The organism is Nitrososphaerota archaeon, from assembly GCA_011605775.1.
Taxonomy (GTDB): Archaea; Thermoproteota; Nitrososphaeria; order Nitrososphaerales; family JAAOZN01; genus JAAOZN01.
In genome coordinates, this window is sequence record JAAOZN010000098.1 from 1 (window position 1) to 14,869 (window position 14,869).

General features: G+C 48.3%; 18 protein-coding genes and 1 tRNA gene. 3 read left to right on the forward strand and 16 right to left on the reverse strand.

The genetic code is table 11. The features are described from left to right. Nucleotides 1-36: 36 nt before the first annotated feature. The 9 genes from HA494_08850 to HA494_08890 all read right to left on the reverse strand — a co-directional run bounded on the left by HA494_08850 (nucleotide 37) and on the right by HA494_08890 (nucleotide 6,965). Nucleotides 37-627, reverse strand: coding sequence for a hypothetical protein (locus HA494_08850; GenBank protein NHV97872.1), 591 nt, complete (start codon nucleotides 625-627; stop codon nucleotides 37-39). A 32-nt stretch (nucleotides 628-659) separates the two neighbouring features. Continuing rightward, the gene (locus HA494_08855) at nucleotides 660-926 is read right to left on the reverse strand and encodes a hypothetical protein (protein ID NHV97873.1); all 267 of its coding nucleotides are present in this window, start codon (nucleotides 924-926) and stop codon (nucleotides 660-662) included. A 63-nt stretch (nucleotides 927-989) separates the two neighbouring features. Beyond that, the gene (locus tag HA494_08860) at nucleotides 990-2,549 is read right to left on the reverse strand and encodes a B12-binding domain-containing radical SAM protein (protein NHV97874.1); all 1,560 of its coding nucleotides are present in this window, start codon (nucleotides 2,547-2,549) and stop codon (nucleotides 990-992) included. Between the two features lie 17 nt (nucleotides 2,550-2,566). Beyond that, a complete protein-coding gene (locus HA494_08865; GenBank protein ID NHV97875.1) occupies nucleotides 2,567-3,970 on the reverse strand; it encodes a radical SAM protein in 1,404 nt (467 codons plus the stop codon). 218 nt (nucleotides 3,971-4,188) lie between these two features. Beyond that, nucleotides 4,189-4,266: transfer RNA gene (locus tag HA494_08870), tRNA-Met, on the reverse strand. A gap of 42 nt (nucleotides 4,267-4,308) precedes the next feature. Next, on the reverse strand, nucleotides 4,309-4,812 hold the full coding sequence (locus tag HA494_08875) for a transcription factor (GenBank protein ID NHV97876.1): 504 nt from the start codon (nucleotides 4,810-4,812) through the stop codon (nucleotides 4,309-4,311). Nucleotides 4,813-4,825: 13 nt separating this feature from the next. Continuing rightward, a complete protein-coding gene (locus tag HA494_08880; protein ID NHV97877.1) occupies nucleotides 4,826-5,368 on the reverse strand; it encodes a tRNA (cytidine(56)-2'-O)-methyltransferase in 543 nt (180 codons plus the stop codon). Next, nucleotides 5,368-6,489 carry a GTPase HflX gene (gene hflX, locus HA494_08885; protein NHV97878.1) on the reverse strand — a complete coding sequence of 374 codons (1,122 nt, stop codon included), beginning with the start codon at nucleotides 6,487-6,489 and terminating at the stop codon, nucleotides 5,368-5,370. Before hflX ends, HA494_08880 begins: the two co-directional genes overlap by 1 nt. Before the next feature lie 8 nt (nucleotides 6,490-6,497). Beyond that, entirely contained in the window at nucleotides 6,498-6,965 is a 468-nt protein-coding gene (locus HA494_08890) for a TIGR00270 family protein (protein NHV97879.1), read from the reverse strand. A gap of 78 nt (nucleotides 6,966-7,043) precedes the next feature. On the opposite strand from HA494_08890, the gene HA494_08895 reads away from it, so the two are divergent. Continuing rightward, a complete protein-coding gene (locus tag HA494_08895) occupies nucleotides 7,044-7,472 on the forward strand; it encodes a queuine tRNA-ribosyltransferase (protein ID NHV97880.1) in 429 nt (142 codons plus the stop codon). 68 nt (nucleotides 7,473-7,540) lie between these two features. Next, nucleotides 7,541-7,849 (forward strand): transcription factor, encoded by a 309-nt coding sequence (locus HA494_08900; protein ID NHV97881.1) that lies wholly within the window; start codon nucleotides 7,541-7,543, stop codon nucleotides 7,847-7,849. Between the two features lie 17 nt (nucleotides 7,850-7,866). On the opposite strand, the gene HA494_08905 is transcribed toward HA494_08900, so the two are convergent. From HA494_08905 to HA494_08935, 7 genes are all read right to left on the reverse strand, one after another. After that, nucleotides 7,867-8,619 (reverse strand): hypothetical protein, encoded by a 753-nt coding sequence (locus HA494_08905; GenBank protein ID NHV97882.1) that lies wholly within the window; start codon nucleotides 8,617-8,619, stop codon nucleotides 7,867-7,869. Between the two features lie 65 nt (nucleotides 8,620-8,684). Then, nucleotides 8,685-9,854, reverse strand: a complete 1,170-nt coding sequence (locus tag HA494_08910; protein NHV97883.1) for a hypothetical protein — start codon at nucleotides 9,852-9,854, stop codon at nucleotides 8,685-8,687. A 178-nt stretch (nucleotides 9,855-10,032) separates the two neighbouring features. After that, nucleotides 10,033-10,824, reverse strand: a complete 792-nt coding sequence (locus HA494_08915) for a 4-hydroxy-2-oxo-heptane-1,7-dioate aldolase (protein NHV97884.1) — start codon at nucleotides 10,822-10,824, stop codon at nucleotides 10,033-10,035. Nucleotides 10,825-10,858: 34 nt separating this feature from the next. Continuing rightward, entirely contained in the window at nucleotides 10,859-11,476 is a 618-nt protein-coding gene (locus HA494_08920) for an endonuclease III (protein ID NHV97885.1), read from the reverse strand. Nucleotides 11,477-11,534: 58 nt separating this feature from the next. Continuing rightward, on the reverse strand, nucleotides 11,535-12,830 hold the full coding sequence (locus HA494_08925; GenBank protein ID NHV97886.1) for an HD domain-containing protein: 1,296 nt from the start codon (nucleotides 12,828-12,830) through the stop codon (nucleotides 11,535-11,537). Nucleotides 12,831-12,862: 32 nt separating this feature from the next. Beyond that, nucleotides 12,863-13,465 carry a dTMP kinase gene (tmk, locus tag HA494_08930; protein NHV97887.1) on the reverse strand — a complete coding sequence of 201 codons (603 nt, stop codon included), beginning with the start codon at nucleotides 13,463-13,465 and terminating at the stop codon, nucleotides 12,863-12,865. A gap of 60 nt (nucleotides 13,466-13,525) precedes the next feature. Next, nucleotides 13,526-14,530 (reverse strand): NAD(P)/FAD-dependent oxidoreductase, encoded by a 1,005-nt coding sequence (locus HA494_08935; protein ID NHV97888.1) that lies wholly within the window; start codon nucleotides 14,528-14,530, stop codon nucleotides 13,526-13,528. Between the two features lie 145 nt (nucleotides 14,531-14,675). Here HA494_08935 and HA494_08940 point away from each other — a divergent pair. Further along, the coding region (locus HA494_08940) for a HEPN domain-containing protein (GenBank protein ID NHV97889.1) at nucleotides 14,676-14,869 on the forward strand (194 nt) is incomplete at its 3' end.

Here is a 14,869-nt window from a genome sequence, read left to right on the forward strand (position 1 = left end):
GTGAACTGTTGGTGATGGTTGAGGAGGTTGAGAAGGCTAAGAAGCCCCGAGCTCCCTCAGCTTCCTCATCAGAAGCTCCCTGAACTCGCCATCCTTCATCAACAGATCCATTATTTTGTCTGTCTTTGATCTAGCTTCCTCAATCTCCTGAGCCGCTTTCACATCCAACTCACGTAAAATGTTATCTAAGATGGGGAAGAGGGAGTCAACCAAGCTATCGACTAGACGATAGAGAGTGTAGCCTGTGGTGTTACATACAACAGCTCTGCGGGTCTGCTCATCCCTCTTGCAGCTGGAGAAAAGGTCTGATAGAGGTTTGATATCACCCTGATGAACAGTAACCAGATAATCCTTACCTAAGAAGATGGAGAGCTGACTAGGCACAACGATCTGACCGCCATCCTTTAGGGCTGGGAAGTGCAGTATCAGAAAGATGTAGTCCCCGTATCTATCGATTTTAGGTATCTGGATTCTTGAGACACAGTCCTCTAAAGCTAGTGGGTGGAAACGGTATTTTGAAGCCAAGAATTGCATTTCATTCTGAGTGGGCTTCTCCACATTAACCCACCTCACCCCATCGCAGCTTACCTCCTCAACCCTGGCTTCACTCTGAGCCAACGCAACCACTATCCTCTTAACCTCACCCCTATATCTACACGTTACTCTATGTCGCCGTGCATCTTAATCTTACTATCTTCGTATGCTGCCACCCACCTCCTATAGTACTCGTGCTGAATACAGCTCAACAACCCCATTACACGCTCATAGTTAAAGTAGCTCGGCGCATAGAGAGCCTTCAGAACCCTAGTCAGAAAGTAATTTAGGCGCCCATCCCTCTCCTCATCCGGAATCTTCTTGAATACGTCCACCACCTGCTCTATGAGCGGGTCGAGCTCAGCCCTCTTTTCACGCCTTATATAGGGCATACACTCACCAGCAAAAAGATAGAATACGACTATATTTTAAATAATATGCTGCGCCGCAAACGGTTAATCGTGTTTGATACGCATAGGCTTCTCCGGGTCGTAACCCATCGACTTACCCCAAGCCCTTAATCGGTCGATCGCCGCATAAAGCCCCACTCTTAAGATGGGGTAGAAGACCGCTCTGAACGCTGGATGCACCCGGAAGAAGTTTATGGAAAGCCGCTGAACCTCAAGTAGGCTGTGGCGCCAACATCTATAGAGTAGGCAGAACTCCGCTTCACTGAATCCCTTCGGATTGTAGAACTCTCTGCCCCTCAGCACACCGACCGGAACGAAGCTGAGAGGCGTGACTACGAAGTGCGCCTTTTCACCCACCAATTTAGGAAGCTTCTCTTCCAAGTACGCTATGAGCCTAACCGTATCCCAGATGTCCTCTTCCTCCTCCTCTGGCAAACCTAGTACGAGCGTGTAGGCTGGGAACCAGTAGTTCTCGTTGAAGACCTTCGTGCCCTGTAGCACAACATCCCACCACTCTTCAGCCTGGAAGGGCTTCGCCTTCTGCGCCATATACTTCTTGATCAGCCTTATCGAGCCTGTTTCTATGCCAGGCTGTATGCCTACGTAGGCATCTGGACCTGCTCTCAAAATCTCCGATAGCTTCTTTATCATCAACGGGTCTGCAGCTGCTGGCGCTATGCTCCCGTGTGTTGGGTTGCTGTGCTTTATCCCTTTATGCGACATAATAGTTTTGAAGAGGTTGATTAGGCTGTCTCGATTCGGCGTAAAGGTGCGTTTATCCTGCACATCGTAGAGGAAGATGTCATCACTCTGGACCCAAGCGTTGCTTATGCCGTTTGATGTGTTAACATCCAGCTCCTTCTTGATCGTCTCCAAGGGGATGTATCTTGCAATACGCATTGTTGCTTCGCAAAACTGGCAGTTTCTCCCGCAGCCTCGCATAACCTCAACTAGCCCGTGTAGACTTGGCCTAACGATCGGTACGATCTCTTCTGGCTTAGGATAGCCCCTTACCTTTATCAACTCAGGTAGGTCATCGTTCTCGATCTGCTGAAAGAGTTGTGGTGCGATATTATCGAGTTCACCCATCACAACGTGATCGATGCCGAGGCGTCGAGCGACCTCCTCTCTGTTCTCAAACTGCCAAGCCCCAGCGCCGCCTACGACCAGCTTAAAATTAAGACCAAGCCTATCTCTGATACTCCGAATACGCTTAATGATCGTGTAGAACCCGAGCATGGTGTATGAGAAGTAGTCGGGTCCACCCCACGTGAAGAGTTTGCTGACAGGCCCTAAACCTAAAGGGTCCATGGTGTTGACGCCAACTATCTTCGTTTCAGACCCTATGAATTCCTCCACATAGTCTGGATGAGCAACAACGACCTCTTCCTCTGAGAAGCCTTGTAGGAGTGCTGCTTCTAGCTTTCTGAGCCCGTAGGGTGCTCTGATCGCTAGACCATTTGAGGCGGGGAGTTTTGGTGCTATGAAGTCGAAGAGTGCTCTGGGTAATCTGTTTGGTGGTGCGCAGCCTGCGAAGTCGCCTAATGGTATGTGCCTATATTCGCTCATGAGCGTTCGGTCTGTGGTGAGGACTATCCTAGCCATCTTGAGGCGCCTCCTTTTTAAGGTGACAGGGTGATGCCTCTACTGCTGCGAGTTGATTCTTTTAATCTGTCTAGACCTAATGCTGGGAGTATGTAGTTTCTCATCAACACCCCTAATATGGTTGGGAAGAACCTTAGGTGCTTTATGACGTATTTTGGTCTGAGGTAGAAGTGGCGGTATGCGTAGTTCAGCATCTTCTTAACTTGTTTAGCGGTGTATCCAAACACCTCATACTTTATTACAGGCTCTAAGGTGGTGTACCTATCCCAATCTTCGGTTAGCAGAAGCCCCTTACTCTTCAGCTCGTAGTAAATTGGCGTACCTGGATAAGGTGTTAGAACACAGAACTGCGCATACTCAGCATCAAGTTCACAAGCAAACTTGATCGTCTGCTTCATTTCGTCGATGGTCTCACCAGGATACCCTAGGATGAATGAGCCAAAAGGCTTCACCCCTTCTTCACGGGTGATTCGGAAAGCTTCTCGTATCTGCTCCAGTTTCACCTTCTTCTTCATGAGATCTAGAATGCGCTGTGAACCCGATTCCACGCCGTAGTAGAGGGTTGTTAAGCCTGCTGAAAAGAGGGCTTTCAGAAGATCTCTTGAGATCGTATTTACTCTTGAGGACGCGACCCACTTCACATCCAAGTTAAGGTTCTTGAGTTTCTTGGCGAATTCGAATGCGCGCTTCTGGTTTAAGGTGAAGATGTCATCTATTATTTCTATATAATTGAGGCGGTACTTGTAGTGCAGCTCTTGGATTTCGAGGAGGACGTTATCGACACTCCTCGCCCTGAACTTTAAACCGCCTATTCTTGAGGACGAGCAGTAGGTGCATCCGTACGGGCATCCTCTGCTTGTGATGATCGCCCCTATGGAGGCGTCTTTACCTAGAAGCTTGTAGTGCTCAAAGGGTACGAGGTCTCTGGCAGGCAAAGGTAGCTTATCTAAATCCTCCAGGAATGCTCTGGGCGGTGTGAATCTTACTAGATTAGGGTTAGAGGGGTCTCGATACGCTATACCATTGACTTTGGAGACTCGCTCAGCAAACTCTCTCGCAGCCGAGAATCCACGCCCATTCCATTGAAAACCTTTTAAGGCTTGGGTCAGCTCAAGTAACGTCTGCTCGCCCTCTCCTATTACCACCAGATCTAATTCTGGGCAGCTGAGAAGTGTCTCCTCCGGCATGAAGGTTGGGTGTACTCCGCCCACCACAGTTACCACACCGCTGTCCACTGCTTTCACGGCGCTGACTACTTTCAGCGCGTTTTTGATCGTTGGTGTAGTTGCTGTAACCCCTACTATGCTCGGGTGCTTTCGACATGCTTCCCTAGCAGTTGCATCTATGCTCAACTCGAGGAGGTCCGCGTCTAAAATCTCAACATCTTCGCCTGCTTCTCTTAAGACCGCAGCCAGATACATCAGCCCTATAGGGGGAGCCTTTAGCCCCAATGCTCGGCTTATATCGTTCTTTTGAGGCGGGTTTACAAGTATTACACTAATGTAAACCACCTCATAATATCAAAAGAGGCTTTCGATATAAAACTTTTGCGATACTAGTAAATCTGCTCGCCCTATCGTATAATATTTCATCGTTAAAGACGCTTGTTTTTGCGGGCTATAACGTTGTACCTTTGATTTGGTAGCGGGGGGTCGATTTGAACGACCGATCTGCGGGTTATGAGCCCGCCGGGATAACCTGGCTTCCCCACCCCGCTACTAAAGTAGGGGTGATTAAGCAGCTACTTAAATTCTTGACGCTACTTCTCAGACTCTATCTGCTGAATCTTCCATTTCAGAAGCTGGATGATCTCCCCGTTGTTCACTTGGGTTAGTGTGGTGCCGCAGGTTGGGCATCTGAAGAAGAGTTCAAGCGCTTGTTCGAAGGTCCTCTTAGGGCAGCCGGGGTTGTTGCAGTGGTAGAATTCGTGTTGCTCCTCATATGCCAGTCTGTGCTTCAGCTTCTCGAGTAGCTTCTTCTTCTGCATAGCGATAAAGCTGTCTACTTGCTCTCGCTGCGCCCTCCATCTGTAAACGTACCAGCCTCTCTTAAGGTCCCTTACCCTGATTCCGCTTATAAGCGAGCGCCCGAATAGGTCGTAGAGCACCTTTCTTACGGTGTTGATCTTTAGCCCGGTCGCGCTTGCGATCTCTTCGTCTGTCGAGTCTTCGTTGTTCAATAGGGCTCTCGCTACCCTAATGTATTCTTCTCCTCCCAGTAGTCCTGCTATCTTAACCAGTGAGTCTTCATACTCCACCCTCATTTCGACCACCAAACTAGTCTTCCTCTAGGGACAATACCCTCTTTCCTCTGCGCTGGGGCATTATCTTAATCTTAGAATGGGTGAAAGATATTTTTAACTCTTCTCCTTGGTAGAGGCGGTCTAAGAAGATCGCTAACGCCGCGGCTTCGGAGTGGGGTTGATGCCCTATCGCTACGTTGTAGTCCGCTAGGTAAAATACTTCTTTAGGTACCTTTTCCGCGCCAACTACTACTAGCACATCTTTCCTTGTTGAGCGTATCTCTTCGATCACATCGTCCACGAGAAGCCCATACATAGTTAGATGCACTACGATTCCTCCTTGCTCCCTCCACTTCTTGATCGCTGCACGCCAATCCTCTATCAGCTCCACTTGAAAGGGTCCGCCCCATCTTTCTGTGACGCTATCTAAAGATTCTTTGATATGCGCTTCTCCCCCAACTATGTATATCCCTGAGGCTCCAAAGGCTCTCGCTACAAGACCTACGTGTGTAGTCAATCTATCGTCTCTAACATATCTGTGCCCTAATCTCAGAACCCAGCTGCGAGGCTTGAGCATTAGTGGTCTGCCGCACCTTTAACATCTACAAGAGCCTCTTTAACCTCTTTAGCCGCTCCGAATAGCCTTGTATCTATCAACTCAATAAGGCTCTTTATTCCCTCGCCTGTCTTTGCTGAGATGAAGATCGAGTCGCTTATGGTCGTCGGTAGCGTCTTAACCTTTTCATATATTTCCTCTTTAGTGCAGAGGTCTGCTTTGTTATATACTACGATGGTCTTCTCAAGAGGCACACCGATTTCTGATAAGATCTGTGTGCAGCTCTCGAACTTTCTCCTGAGCTCAGCGGATGGGTCGCTACTATCCAGTAGTAGGAGGACGAGGTTCGCGTAGGTCATTTCTTCGAGCGTAGATTTGAATGCCTCTATCATGTATGCTGGTAGCCTACTTATGAAGCCAACGGTATCAGAGAGTAGAGCCTTGCCGTGTGGTAGGTTGATCGCTCTTGTTGAGGTGGTTAAGGTGGTGAAGACGCTGTTTGCAACCTCTTTATTCTCCCCTGTAAGTAGGTTGAATAAGGTAGTCTTCCCCGCACCCGTATATCCCGCTAGTGAAATCGTTGGCATACCGAGTTTGAGCCTTCTCTGCCTATAGAGGTCTCTATGCTGCCTCACCTTCTTCAGCTTAGCCTTTATTGAGGAAGCCATTCTTTTTATAGCGCGGTAGTACACATCAACCGCATATCCACCCAACCCGTAGAAGCCTGGTTGCTCGCCTAGTTTGGCTAATCTGACCTTCTCCTTCGCTCTAGGCATTTCATACTCCAGCTCAGCCAACCTAACTTGTAGTTTAGCTTCGCGGGTAGAAGCCCGTTTTGAGAAGATTTCTAAGATGAGCTTCTCGCGGTCGATTATCTCTACACCAGTCAGCTTAGATAGGTTGTAGATCTGAACAGACTTTAAGCTCTCGTCAAAGAGTACGACGTCACAACCCTTTTCAGAAACGATCTTCTTAAGAACCTCAGCCTTCCCAGATCCTAGACCGTATTTGCTGTGCATGAGATACTTTTGGGTAACGACTTCTACTACTTCATAACCCGCTGCTTCGGCTAGTGCCTTCGCTTCTTGTAGAATAAAGGGATCGGGGTATGTTACTAGGACTGCTCTCTTTGGGCGGCTCATATCAAGCCTCATAATTCCTCTTCTACAGCTGGCACAAGTAGCTGCACTTTAAGGAAGTGTTCGAGCTTTCTTGCGAGCATGTTATCGGGCTTAAGTTTGCCGCTTTCAAGCAGCTTTATCACCGACGGTTTTTCGTTTATCTTTCTCCCGAGTGCTTCTTGGGATAATCCAAGTTTTTCACGTGCTTGCTTGATTACCTTGTGGTAGTCTTCTTTTAGCTCGAGTTCTTCGACCATCTTACTCGGTTTTAGGTTGACCGCTGGCTTTGGAGAGGGTTGGCGGCTGCTCTCTTTCTTAGGTCTGATAGGTTTACCGAGGCGTGCGCAGCTCGAGCAGACTTGAAGCGTACTTCCATCTATTTGCACCGTATTTACTGGCCCGTAGACTGGGTTACCACATACTTCGCATCGTAGCACCAATCTAAGTTCTTCTCTATAACTACCGTTAGATGGGTGTAATATCTTTAGCGGTCGCATTCTTCGCTGTGAGTAAAGATTTTGTAGATAGAACGGTTAGCTTGATACGGCTTGGATTGGCGTAGATTCGCTGAAACCATGCTGGATTACGTATTTGGCGCGGGAGTTTCAGAGGCGCTTGAGGGCAAAGAGGTTAGCGTGGAGTGCTCGAAGAAGACTGGGAGAATCAAACACATCTATGTCGATGGGAAGCTTCTTGCTACGCTAAGACCGGACGGGGGGTTGGCGCTTACGCTTCATGGTGCTCGGGTGCTGCTCAAATCAAAGGTCTTTAGAGAAAACTGTGTGACCGTTTCTGAGGAGGCGGAGGAGGCTGCGAGGGCTGGTAAGTCGATTTTTGCCAAGCACGTAATCAAGGCTGGTAGAAGGATCAGACCGAGTTCTGAGGTAGCGGTGCTCAATAAGAGGGGTGAGCTGCTCGCTGTGGGTAAAGCGGTTCTGTCTGCGAAGATGATGAAGGTTTTTGAGTGTGGCGTTGCTGTGAAGGTTAGGGCTGGAAACGCTTAAGTGTAGAGAGGTCTTCACCTTTTTGGTAAGCCTTGAGGATAGGTATCGATAGTAGGCAGACGCGTCGGATGCTTGAGAAGATGGGTGTTGACCTCCAAGAGATCCCTAACGTTGAAGAGGTGGTTATTAAGACGGCTGAGAAGGATCTGATCATAAAAGCTCCGAGTGTTTCTGAGATGAACGTGAAGGGTTTGAGGGTCTTCCAGATCTCAGGCGGTGAAGTTGAGGAGCGGTTGAGGGAGAAGCCGAAGTTCACTGAGGAGGATATAGCGCTGGTTATGCAGCAGGCGAACGTTTCAAGAGAGAGAGCGATTGCGGCTCTAACCGATGCTGATGGTGACCTCGCTAGGGCGATTCTAAGCCTGACATCTGGATGAGCGTAGCGGCTCTGAGCCTATAGCTCTTTTGTATGGACGTAGAATGCGAGGGCGTAGAGTATGTAGCCCCAGTGGTAGAAGAGTTCGAGCGGATGCCCATTGTAGTAGGTCCCTTGTAGGGTTGTGTAGCTGAAGAGGAGGTCTGCGACCGCATCAAACGCTAGAGCTAGGCAGATGAGCAGCCAAGATCTTCCTATTGTGCCTTTAGAGAAGATTGTTAGCCCAAGTATCGCTGCTGAGAGTAGGATGAGATCTAGTAGGGGGTAGGCAAGATCTGTAGCCAAGGTAGGCAAGTCTTCTGAGGTGGAGAGTATTGGCCCTATCAAGAAGAGTGCGACTAAAGCGCATAGCACAGCTACCACAAGCGCCACAATACCTACGCTTCTCTTACTCAGCACCATCTTGAACGGTTTGATGTAGAGTAGTAAGGCTATGTAGATGGGGACGTAGCCGCTCAGCCAGAAGACATCTGCTATAGAGGGGTAGGGAATTTCAACACCTAAGGCAAGTGTGTAGATCCCCCAGCTGAGTTCGCCGAGGAACCATAGGGCTACGCCAAGAGCGAAACAGAACCAGACGACCGAAAAATAGGTCTTAAAACTGTAGCCGTACCTCCTAAGGGCGATAAAAGCAGTTGCAAGAGTGATGGCAGCGATAAACGGAGGGAAGGCGGTTGAGAAGACGTACATGAAGTCTTGATAGAAGCCTTGCAAGGCGTAAATCAAACCTAAAATAACTGCTGCTGCGAAGCCGAGCTTGTAATGTGCCAATTGGATCCTTATTGGCAGTAATGTAGGTTGTATTTAAAGTTTAGAAGCAGAATTTTAACAGATGGCTAGATCGGGATGTTTGTCCATATAGGAGATGGGAGAGGGGAGACTCTGGGGAATGCTGTTGGGGTGACTTCTACCATCTGTAGGAAGAAGGTTCCAAGGTGCTTTATGGTCTGCGCTTTGTTAAATGTCCACCCCTTCTTTTCATCAAACATCTTCAGCGGAAGCGGGAAGCCTGAGGACTCAAAGGGGTCGAAGAGCTTCATGGCGATGTTTTCTGCTAAGCTGGTCAGCTGCTTGTTGAGGTAATGCAAAGATAGGTTAAAGTGCTGTGATGGAATGTTGAGGAAGACGTGATAGTTACCTTCTCTGCTTCCGAACTCCAGCCAAGAGAATGGGAAGTTGTGGAAGAGCTTTCTAACCGCTGCTAACCGGTCGTTGGACTCCGTTTCCACTGTGATTAGGAGTTGGCTGACGTTTTCAGCCTTGTGGTTGCCTTCGCCCACCCAGCCTATGGTGTATTGTGAGATTAGACCTCTAGCCTTGATGTGGTTATTATAGTGGTAATAGATGGTATCAACACTCTCACCTACGTTCGCGGCGATCTTTGAGAGAGGTGTGCTGGCGTTAAACTGAAGCTCAGAAAGAATAACCAAGTCAAGGTAATCTGGTTCAAATGAAGGCGCCTCCGAGGGTTTAATAGGCGGAGCTTCGGCTTTGAGCAACCTTAACTTCTCTAAACTAAAGAGCCATTCACCGGTTGAAAAGTCAAATAGGTCTGAGCGGAAAGGTATGTAACTCTGCCACCAAACATCTTCTTCATCGTGACTTTCGATGACCCGCTGCTCAACAAAATATGTTAGGAAATCTAAATATGAGGACCAATACCCTTGAGGGACTGCTGAAAACAGAGAGTAAGCCTTACTATACAGGTCCTTACCGAAGTAGGTTAGATATAGTTCCGGAGCGTTCTTCGTAAACGCTTCGGTAGCCCGAGAAGCTATAAGCTTACTTGAGGTTACGGTGAGGATCTTTCGACTAAGACCCAACTTAAAATAATCTGGAATAGCGTGTATTCTGAGACCGCGGCGAGGAAGCTGCACATTAATCTTATACCTAACCGTTTCTTCAGGTAGATTAAGGGTTCGGGCGATTTGAGAATAGTTACTCGGACCGTACAATAAGATGAGATCGATTAGGGCTGCTGTCCGCTCCTTCCCGCTATCTGTCAATCCTTAATCCCTGTTACAATGGTAGATTGCCACTGACGGCTATTTTAACCTATATTGAGTTTTGGTAAGAGTAGGCGCTCTAATAGTTTAAAAAACCGAAAGAAGTTCTTGCCCAAGGTGTATTGATGAATCTTCGGCAACGGCGAAATCGAACCGCCAGATCAAGAGAGGTTGGTAGTTAGTCCAAAGACTCTTGGTTTAACGTAAGGCGCTTGGCCGCGTTCAATAGGTTAGAAGCCGCCTCCACCAGAAAACCCACATCATAGCTTAGGCTGATCATTCTAAACCCCATCTCTAGGAGTCTGCTGAGCTCAGGCAAGCACCCTTCACCGCTCACCGGAAGGGTAGCTATCCCTGGGATGATGTTGTGCTTCTTAGCCGCTTCGACCACCCTCAATAAAGCTTCTTCAAATGAGGGATGGCGGAGTTGGCCGAGTATTCCTAGGGACATCGTTAAATCCATAGGTCCTATGAAGCAGGCATCCACGCCGTTGACAGAGAGGATTTCATCTAATCGCTCTAGAGCGGACTTTGTCTCAACCTGCACTATAACCATTATTTCTCTATCAGCAGTCTTTGCATACTCTTTATCTCTTAGGGCTGCACGTCGAGGCCCGAACCCTCTTATGCCTTCAGGCGGGTATTTCGCAGCCTTCACAGCCTTCTCAGCCTCCTCCTTCGAATTAACCCAAGGTATTACCAAGCCGTGCGCACCAATATCAAGAGCCTGCTTAAAGAGCACCAGATCGTTCCAAGCAACCCTTACAAGAGGTGTCGTATCAGAGTAGCTCATAGCCTGCATCATAGACTGAACAACACCAAAGTCTAGGGGCGCATGCTCCATGTCGAAGATCACAAAGTCGAAGCCGACCGAGCCGATTATCTCAGAAACATCTGGATGACCTATCGTAAGGAAAGTACCGTAGACAATCTTCCCCTTGCTTAACTTCTCCTTCAGAAGATTCCGCATATCTTGCTCCTCCACCGATCTACTAATAAACTATTTATCCTCGTTTATTCTGGCGGTAGAAGCTGCAGAATGCTCTGAGTGTGCAGATCTCACACCTCGGTTTGATCGGTCTGCATATCCTCTGCCCAAACTTTACGAGGAGATCGTTGATCTTCACCCAATATTTCTTCTCTATGACCTTTTTCAAGGCTTCCTCCGTTTCTTCAGGGGTCTTCGTGCGGACTAAGCCTAGTCGGTTAGATATCCTATGCACGTGAGTATCTACTGGCAGAGCAGGCTTCCCAAATCCATAGACCAGCACGCAGTTAGCGGTCTTACGCCCGACCGATGGAAGCGACATCAGCGCCTCAAATTCATCTGGAACAACTCCACCAAACTTCTCAGATATTATCTTAGAGACCTCTATTATCCTCTTAGCCTTCACTCGGTAGAAGCCCACAGGCCTTATGAACTGCTCGATCTGCTTGGGGTCTGCCTCAGCCAACTCCCTAGCGCTGCTGTAGAGTCTGAAGAGGTTATCTGAAGCTACCTTAGTTGCCTCATCCCTAGTTCTATGCGATAGTATGGTTGCTATAAGAACCTTAAAGGGGTCTGCCCTTCTCGACACATTATCTAAAGCGGTTTCGTCATCTGGATACATATCCCTGAGCATCTTCGATACTTCCTTCACTAGGGTCTCTGAGTCAAGGGGTTTGCTCAACCCTACACACCTACATCGAGATCTTCGTCACATACCCCTCTTTCCCAAAGAACCTCTCAGCAGCCTCAGCAACCCTCCTACGCTCAGAATGTGATGTGTACACACGCAGTATATCAAAGAAGCCTGAAATCGCACCCACCAAAGGTAGCTGATCAAGCCTAACGTCTTGATGAGTAAGCCCAGCAGGGGTTCTTGCGGCTAAGATTATAGATGTCAGAGCCTTCCTATCAGCAGTGTAGGGTACCGAAGGTGTAGTGGGCACGTCTATGTAGACCTCCTCGGGCGAAACCTTCGCTTCACCAGCTATCTTCGACGCGATCTCCTCCCTTATGCTCTTCTGGCTGAAGAGCCTCTCCATAAGCTGATCCTTCCTATGAATCAGCTTCTCAAATACGCATTTCACAAGGTTTCGGTTCTTATAGGCTAAGGCTAGATCTCTAGCCCTCTTCAGATCAGACCTACCTTGAGGATCGATCTTCACAAGGTCTTCCAGCATAGTTTCATCAGCCATCGAAAGGTAGCGTTGGAGGTCGGTCGTGTCGGTTAGGTGCAGATAATCATCTGCAAGCGTGAACGCTCTTATAAGCATAAGTTCAGCCGCTCTAACGGTTCTGTGGAAGTAGACCGCTCTGAACATCTCATATCTAGCAACCATAAGGGCTTCAAAAGCGTAGAGAGCTGCTTGATCGAGCGCAAGATGGTCTTGAACCACCTCGAAGGAGTTTATTATTCGGCGCACATCCACCTTACCATACTCTACCCCAGTAAAGTAGGAATCTCTAAGCAGATAATCCATTATATCGACGCTCAAGCCTCCACCTACCACCTCGTTAAGAAAACGTGGGCGTGTAGCACATAACCCCAAGGAGAAATCAGACATAACATCTGGTTCAAAACCGTATCTAGAGAGCACATCGCTAACCTCTGTCTCTTTTATCACACGCCTCGTAACATCCTCGTGCGTAACCCCTCGCCGCTCAACCATCACCTCCTCAACAACGTGAGAGAACGGACCATGCCCAATATCGTGAAGAAGAGCGGCAAGCCTAACCTCCTGAGCCCTCTCCTCTGTGAGAGGAACCTTCTGAGCGAGCACATTGACCGCTACACCACTCAGATGTAGAGTGCCTAACGAATGCTCGAATCTGCTGTGCTGAGCACCCGGGTAGGTTAGGTGCGCACCAGCGAGCTGCCTTATTCTCCTAAGCCGCTGAAAGACGGGTAGGTCTATGATAGCCTTCTCTACCTCTGTAACACATATGTATCCGTGAACCGGATCTCTTATCTCAGCTACGCTTTCTAGCATCCTTCTACATCAATTTCACGACGGAGTGGTTATTAAGGGTTAGCTGTCAGCCGCTTTTTGACCTCGTCCTCTACCAATGCATAGATCTCCTCATGCACCCGCTTTACGCTGCGCTCAGCATCAACTACCCTCCAACCACACTCCTTTGCCAGATCAAGGTAGACAGACCTAACCCTCTCAAGGTATGCTAGGTCTTGCTCGTTCACATCCCTCCCGCTCATCTTCCTCTTAAGCGACGTTGAAGGTGAGATGTCAAGAAGTATCACGAGGTTCGGCTCAGGCAGCCCCCGATCTAAAGATTCGAGCCAACTTCGATCTAACCCAGACGCAACACCATAAGCTATATTCGAATGAATGTAGCGGTTAAGTATAAGCACATCAACCGCAGGGGACTCGAGCTCACCCTTCATCTCCCATCGGTTAGCTGACATCAGCAGATACCTCACTTGAATAGGGTAGTTTCTACGCCCCTGCAGCGAAAGCTTAAGCTCCCGACCTATTGGTGTGGTGTAGACCGGGAAGGACAGTGTTCTGCATCTGTAACCTTCTTTCTGAAGGCTAGCGCTCAGCAGACGAGCTTGCGTAGCCTTTCCAGCCTTATCTATACCCTCAAAGGCAACTATCAACCTTAACACAACCTATGGGAGCAGACGAATATAAGAAGAATGCTGAAATAAAAGAGCGTTCCTTGAAAGTTATTTGATGACGACTTTCAGCACGTCCCTTAGCCTAATCTCTAGACCATATCTCGCTTCATTAAACTTCATATGAAAGAAGAGTGAAAGGATGTTTCTGAGCTGCGAGGTTAGAGTAAATGTGTTATTTAGTTTAGAGCGGATGAAGCCAAAGACCCTATCATATATCGTGAACTTCCTTAACACTGCACGCTCGTAAGCAGAGAGATCATCAAGGTTTTCGAGCAGAAGCTCAGCACACTGAAGGCTCGGTATGATACCTTCTCCAAGCATAGGGTAGACTGTGCCGATCGACTCACCTACACCAACAACATTACCTACGCTGAAGGGTCTGCACAGACTCGGGGGCGTTATCCTAACTGGTCTTCCAGTCTTCTTAAGAACCTCACAAGGATACTTCTTAAGAAAGGATGCGAGCTCAGCAACATGCCTCTTCCTGAAGTCACCAGCACCAACGTGCGCGTAGCCGTCTCCTAAGGGGAAGTACCAGAAGTAGCCTGTTAAGCCGGGGAAGGGCTTTATGTAAAAGTCGTCAAAGGGCGGCTGACTATACCTCACCTTATACTGTAGACAGGGGATGAAGACATCTTGCCTCACTTTAGGTAGGAGCGGTCTGCTTAAGCCAGTGGCATCCACTATTAAGTCAAACCCGTCTAGTCTGCTGTTTTGCGGAATAAATTTACCGTAGTTTACCTCGGTTCCTTCAGCAACATCTTGGATAAACCTAAGTTTATCGAATGAGCAGAGCCCCTTCAGCTTGATGTAGATCGAGCGCCCAAAGAGGTCCAGATGCATCTCTCTGCCTTTATGCAGTATGTAGTCCTCGAAGTTCAGGCCGATCTTTTTAGCGAAGACATCAATACCACCTATCGAGGTACCCCAAGCACAGACCGCATCGAACCTGTCTTTAGGTAGCCGCTCAAAACCCACGACCTTATGCTCATCTCTGAGCCTAGCTGCCAGATATGAGCCAGCCACACCCATACCTACTATCGCTACCTTCAACCGCACTCTACACCAGTGACCTATTGTAGATACTATATCTCAAGATAAGAGAATAGGAAGACCTTTTAAAGATTTATCAAGTCTTAAGATAGTCGGCAAGTAGGTGAATTTTAGATCATCGAAGCTGGGCCAACCCTTAAATATGATGAGATGCAGATATCTTTCCAGGTTGCTCGATGAAGAGGAGTTCAAAAGATGGTTCAACACGGCCTTGGGGACTGTTAGGTCTGCTGAAGGCGATTTAGAGAGGGGCGACTACAACTGGGCTTGCTTTAAGGCCCACCAATCAGCCGAATTCGCCGTCAAGGCTCTGCTTCGTGGGCTAGGCTTGGGTGCCTA

Bases quoted from the DNA above. Each gene is read 5' to 3' on its own strand.
- HA494_08855 (NHV97873.1), bottom strand. From the start codon at position 926: ATGCCCTATATAAGGCGTGAAAAGAGGGCTGAGCTCGACCCGCTCATA.
- HA494_08860 (NHV97874.1), bottom strand. From the start codon at position 2,549: ATGGCTAGGATAGTCCTCACCACAGACCGAACGCTCATGAGCGAATAT.
- HA494_08865 (NHV97875.1), bottom strand. From the start codon at position 3,970: ATGTATCTGGCTGCGGTCTTAAGAGAAGCAGGCGAAGATGTTGAGATT.
- HA494_08875 (NHV97876.1), bottom strand. From the start codon at position 4,812: ATGAGGGTGGAGTATGAAGACTCACTGGTTAAGATAGCAGGACTACTG.
- HA494_08880 (NHV97877.1), bottom strand. From the start codon at position 5,368: ATGCTCAAGCCTCGCAGCTGGGTTCTGAGATTAGGGCACAGATATGTT.
- hflX (NHV97878.1), bottom strand. From the start codon at position 6,489: ATGAGCCGCCCAAAGAGAGCAGTCCTAGTAACATACCCCGATCCCTTT.
- HA494_08890 (NHV97879.1), bottom strand. From the start codon at position 6,965: ATGCGACCGCTAAAGATATTACACCCATCTAACGGTAGTTATAGAGAA.
- HA494_08895 (NHV97880.1), top strand. From the start codon at position 7,044: ATGCTGGATTACGTATTTGGCGCGGGAGTTTCAGAGGCGCTTGAGGGC.
- HA494_08900 (NHV97881.1), top strand. From the start codon at position 7,541: ATGCTTGAGAAGATGGGTGTTGACCTCCAAGAGATCCCTAACGTTGAA.
- HA494_08915 (NHV97884.1), bottom strand. From the start codon at position 10,824: ATGCGGAATCTTCTGAAGGAGAAGTTAAGCAAGGGGAAGATTGTCTAC.
- HA494_08920 (NHV97885.1), bottom strand. From the start codon at position 11,476: ATGCTCAGGGATATGTATCCAGATGACGAAACCGCTTTAGATAATGTG.
- HA494_08925 (NHV97886.1), bottom strand. From the start codon at position 12,830: ATGCTAGAAAGCGTAGCTGAGATAAGAGATCCGGTTCACGGATACATA.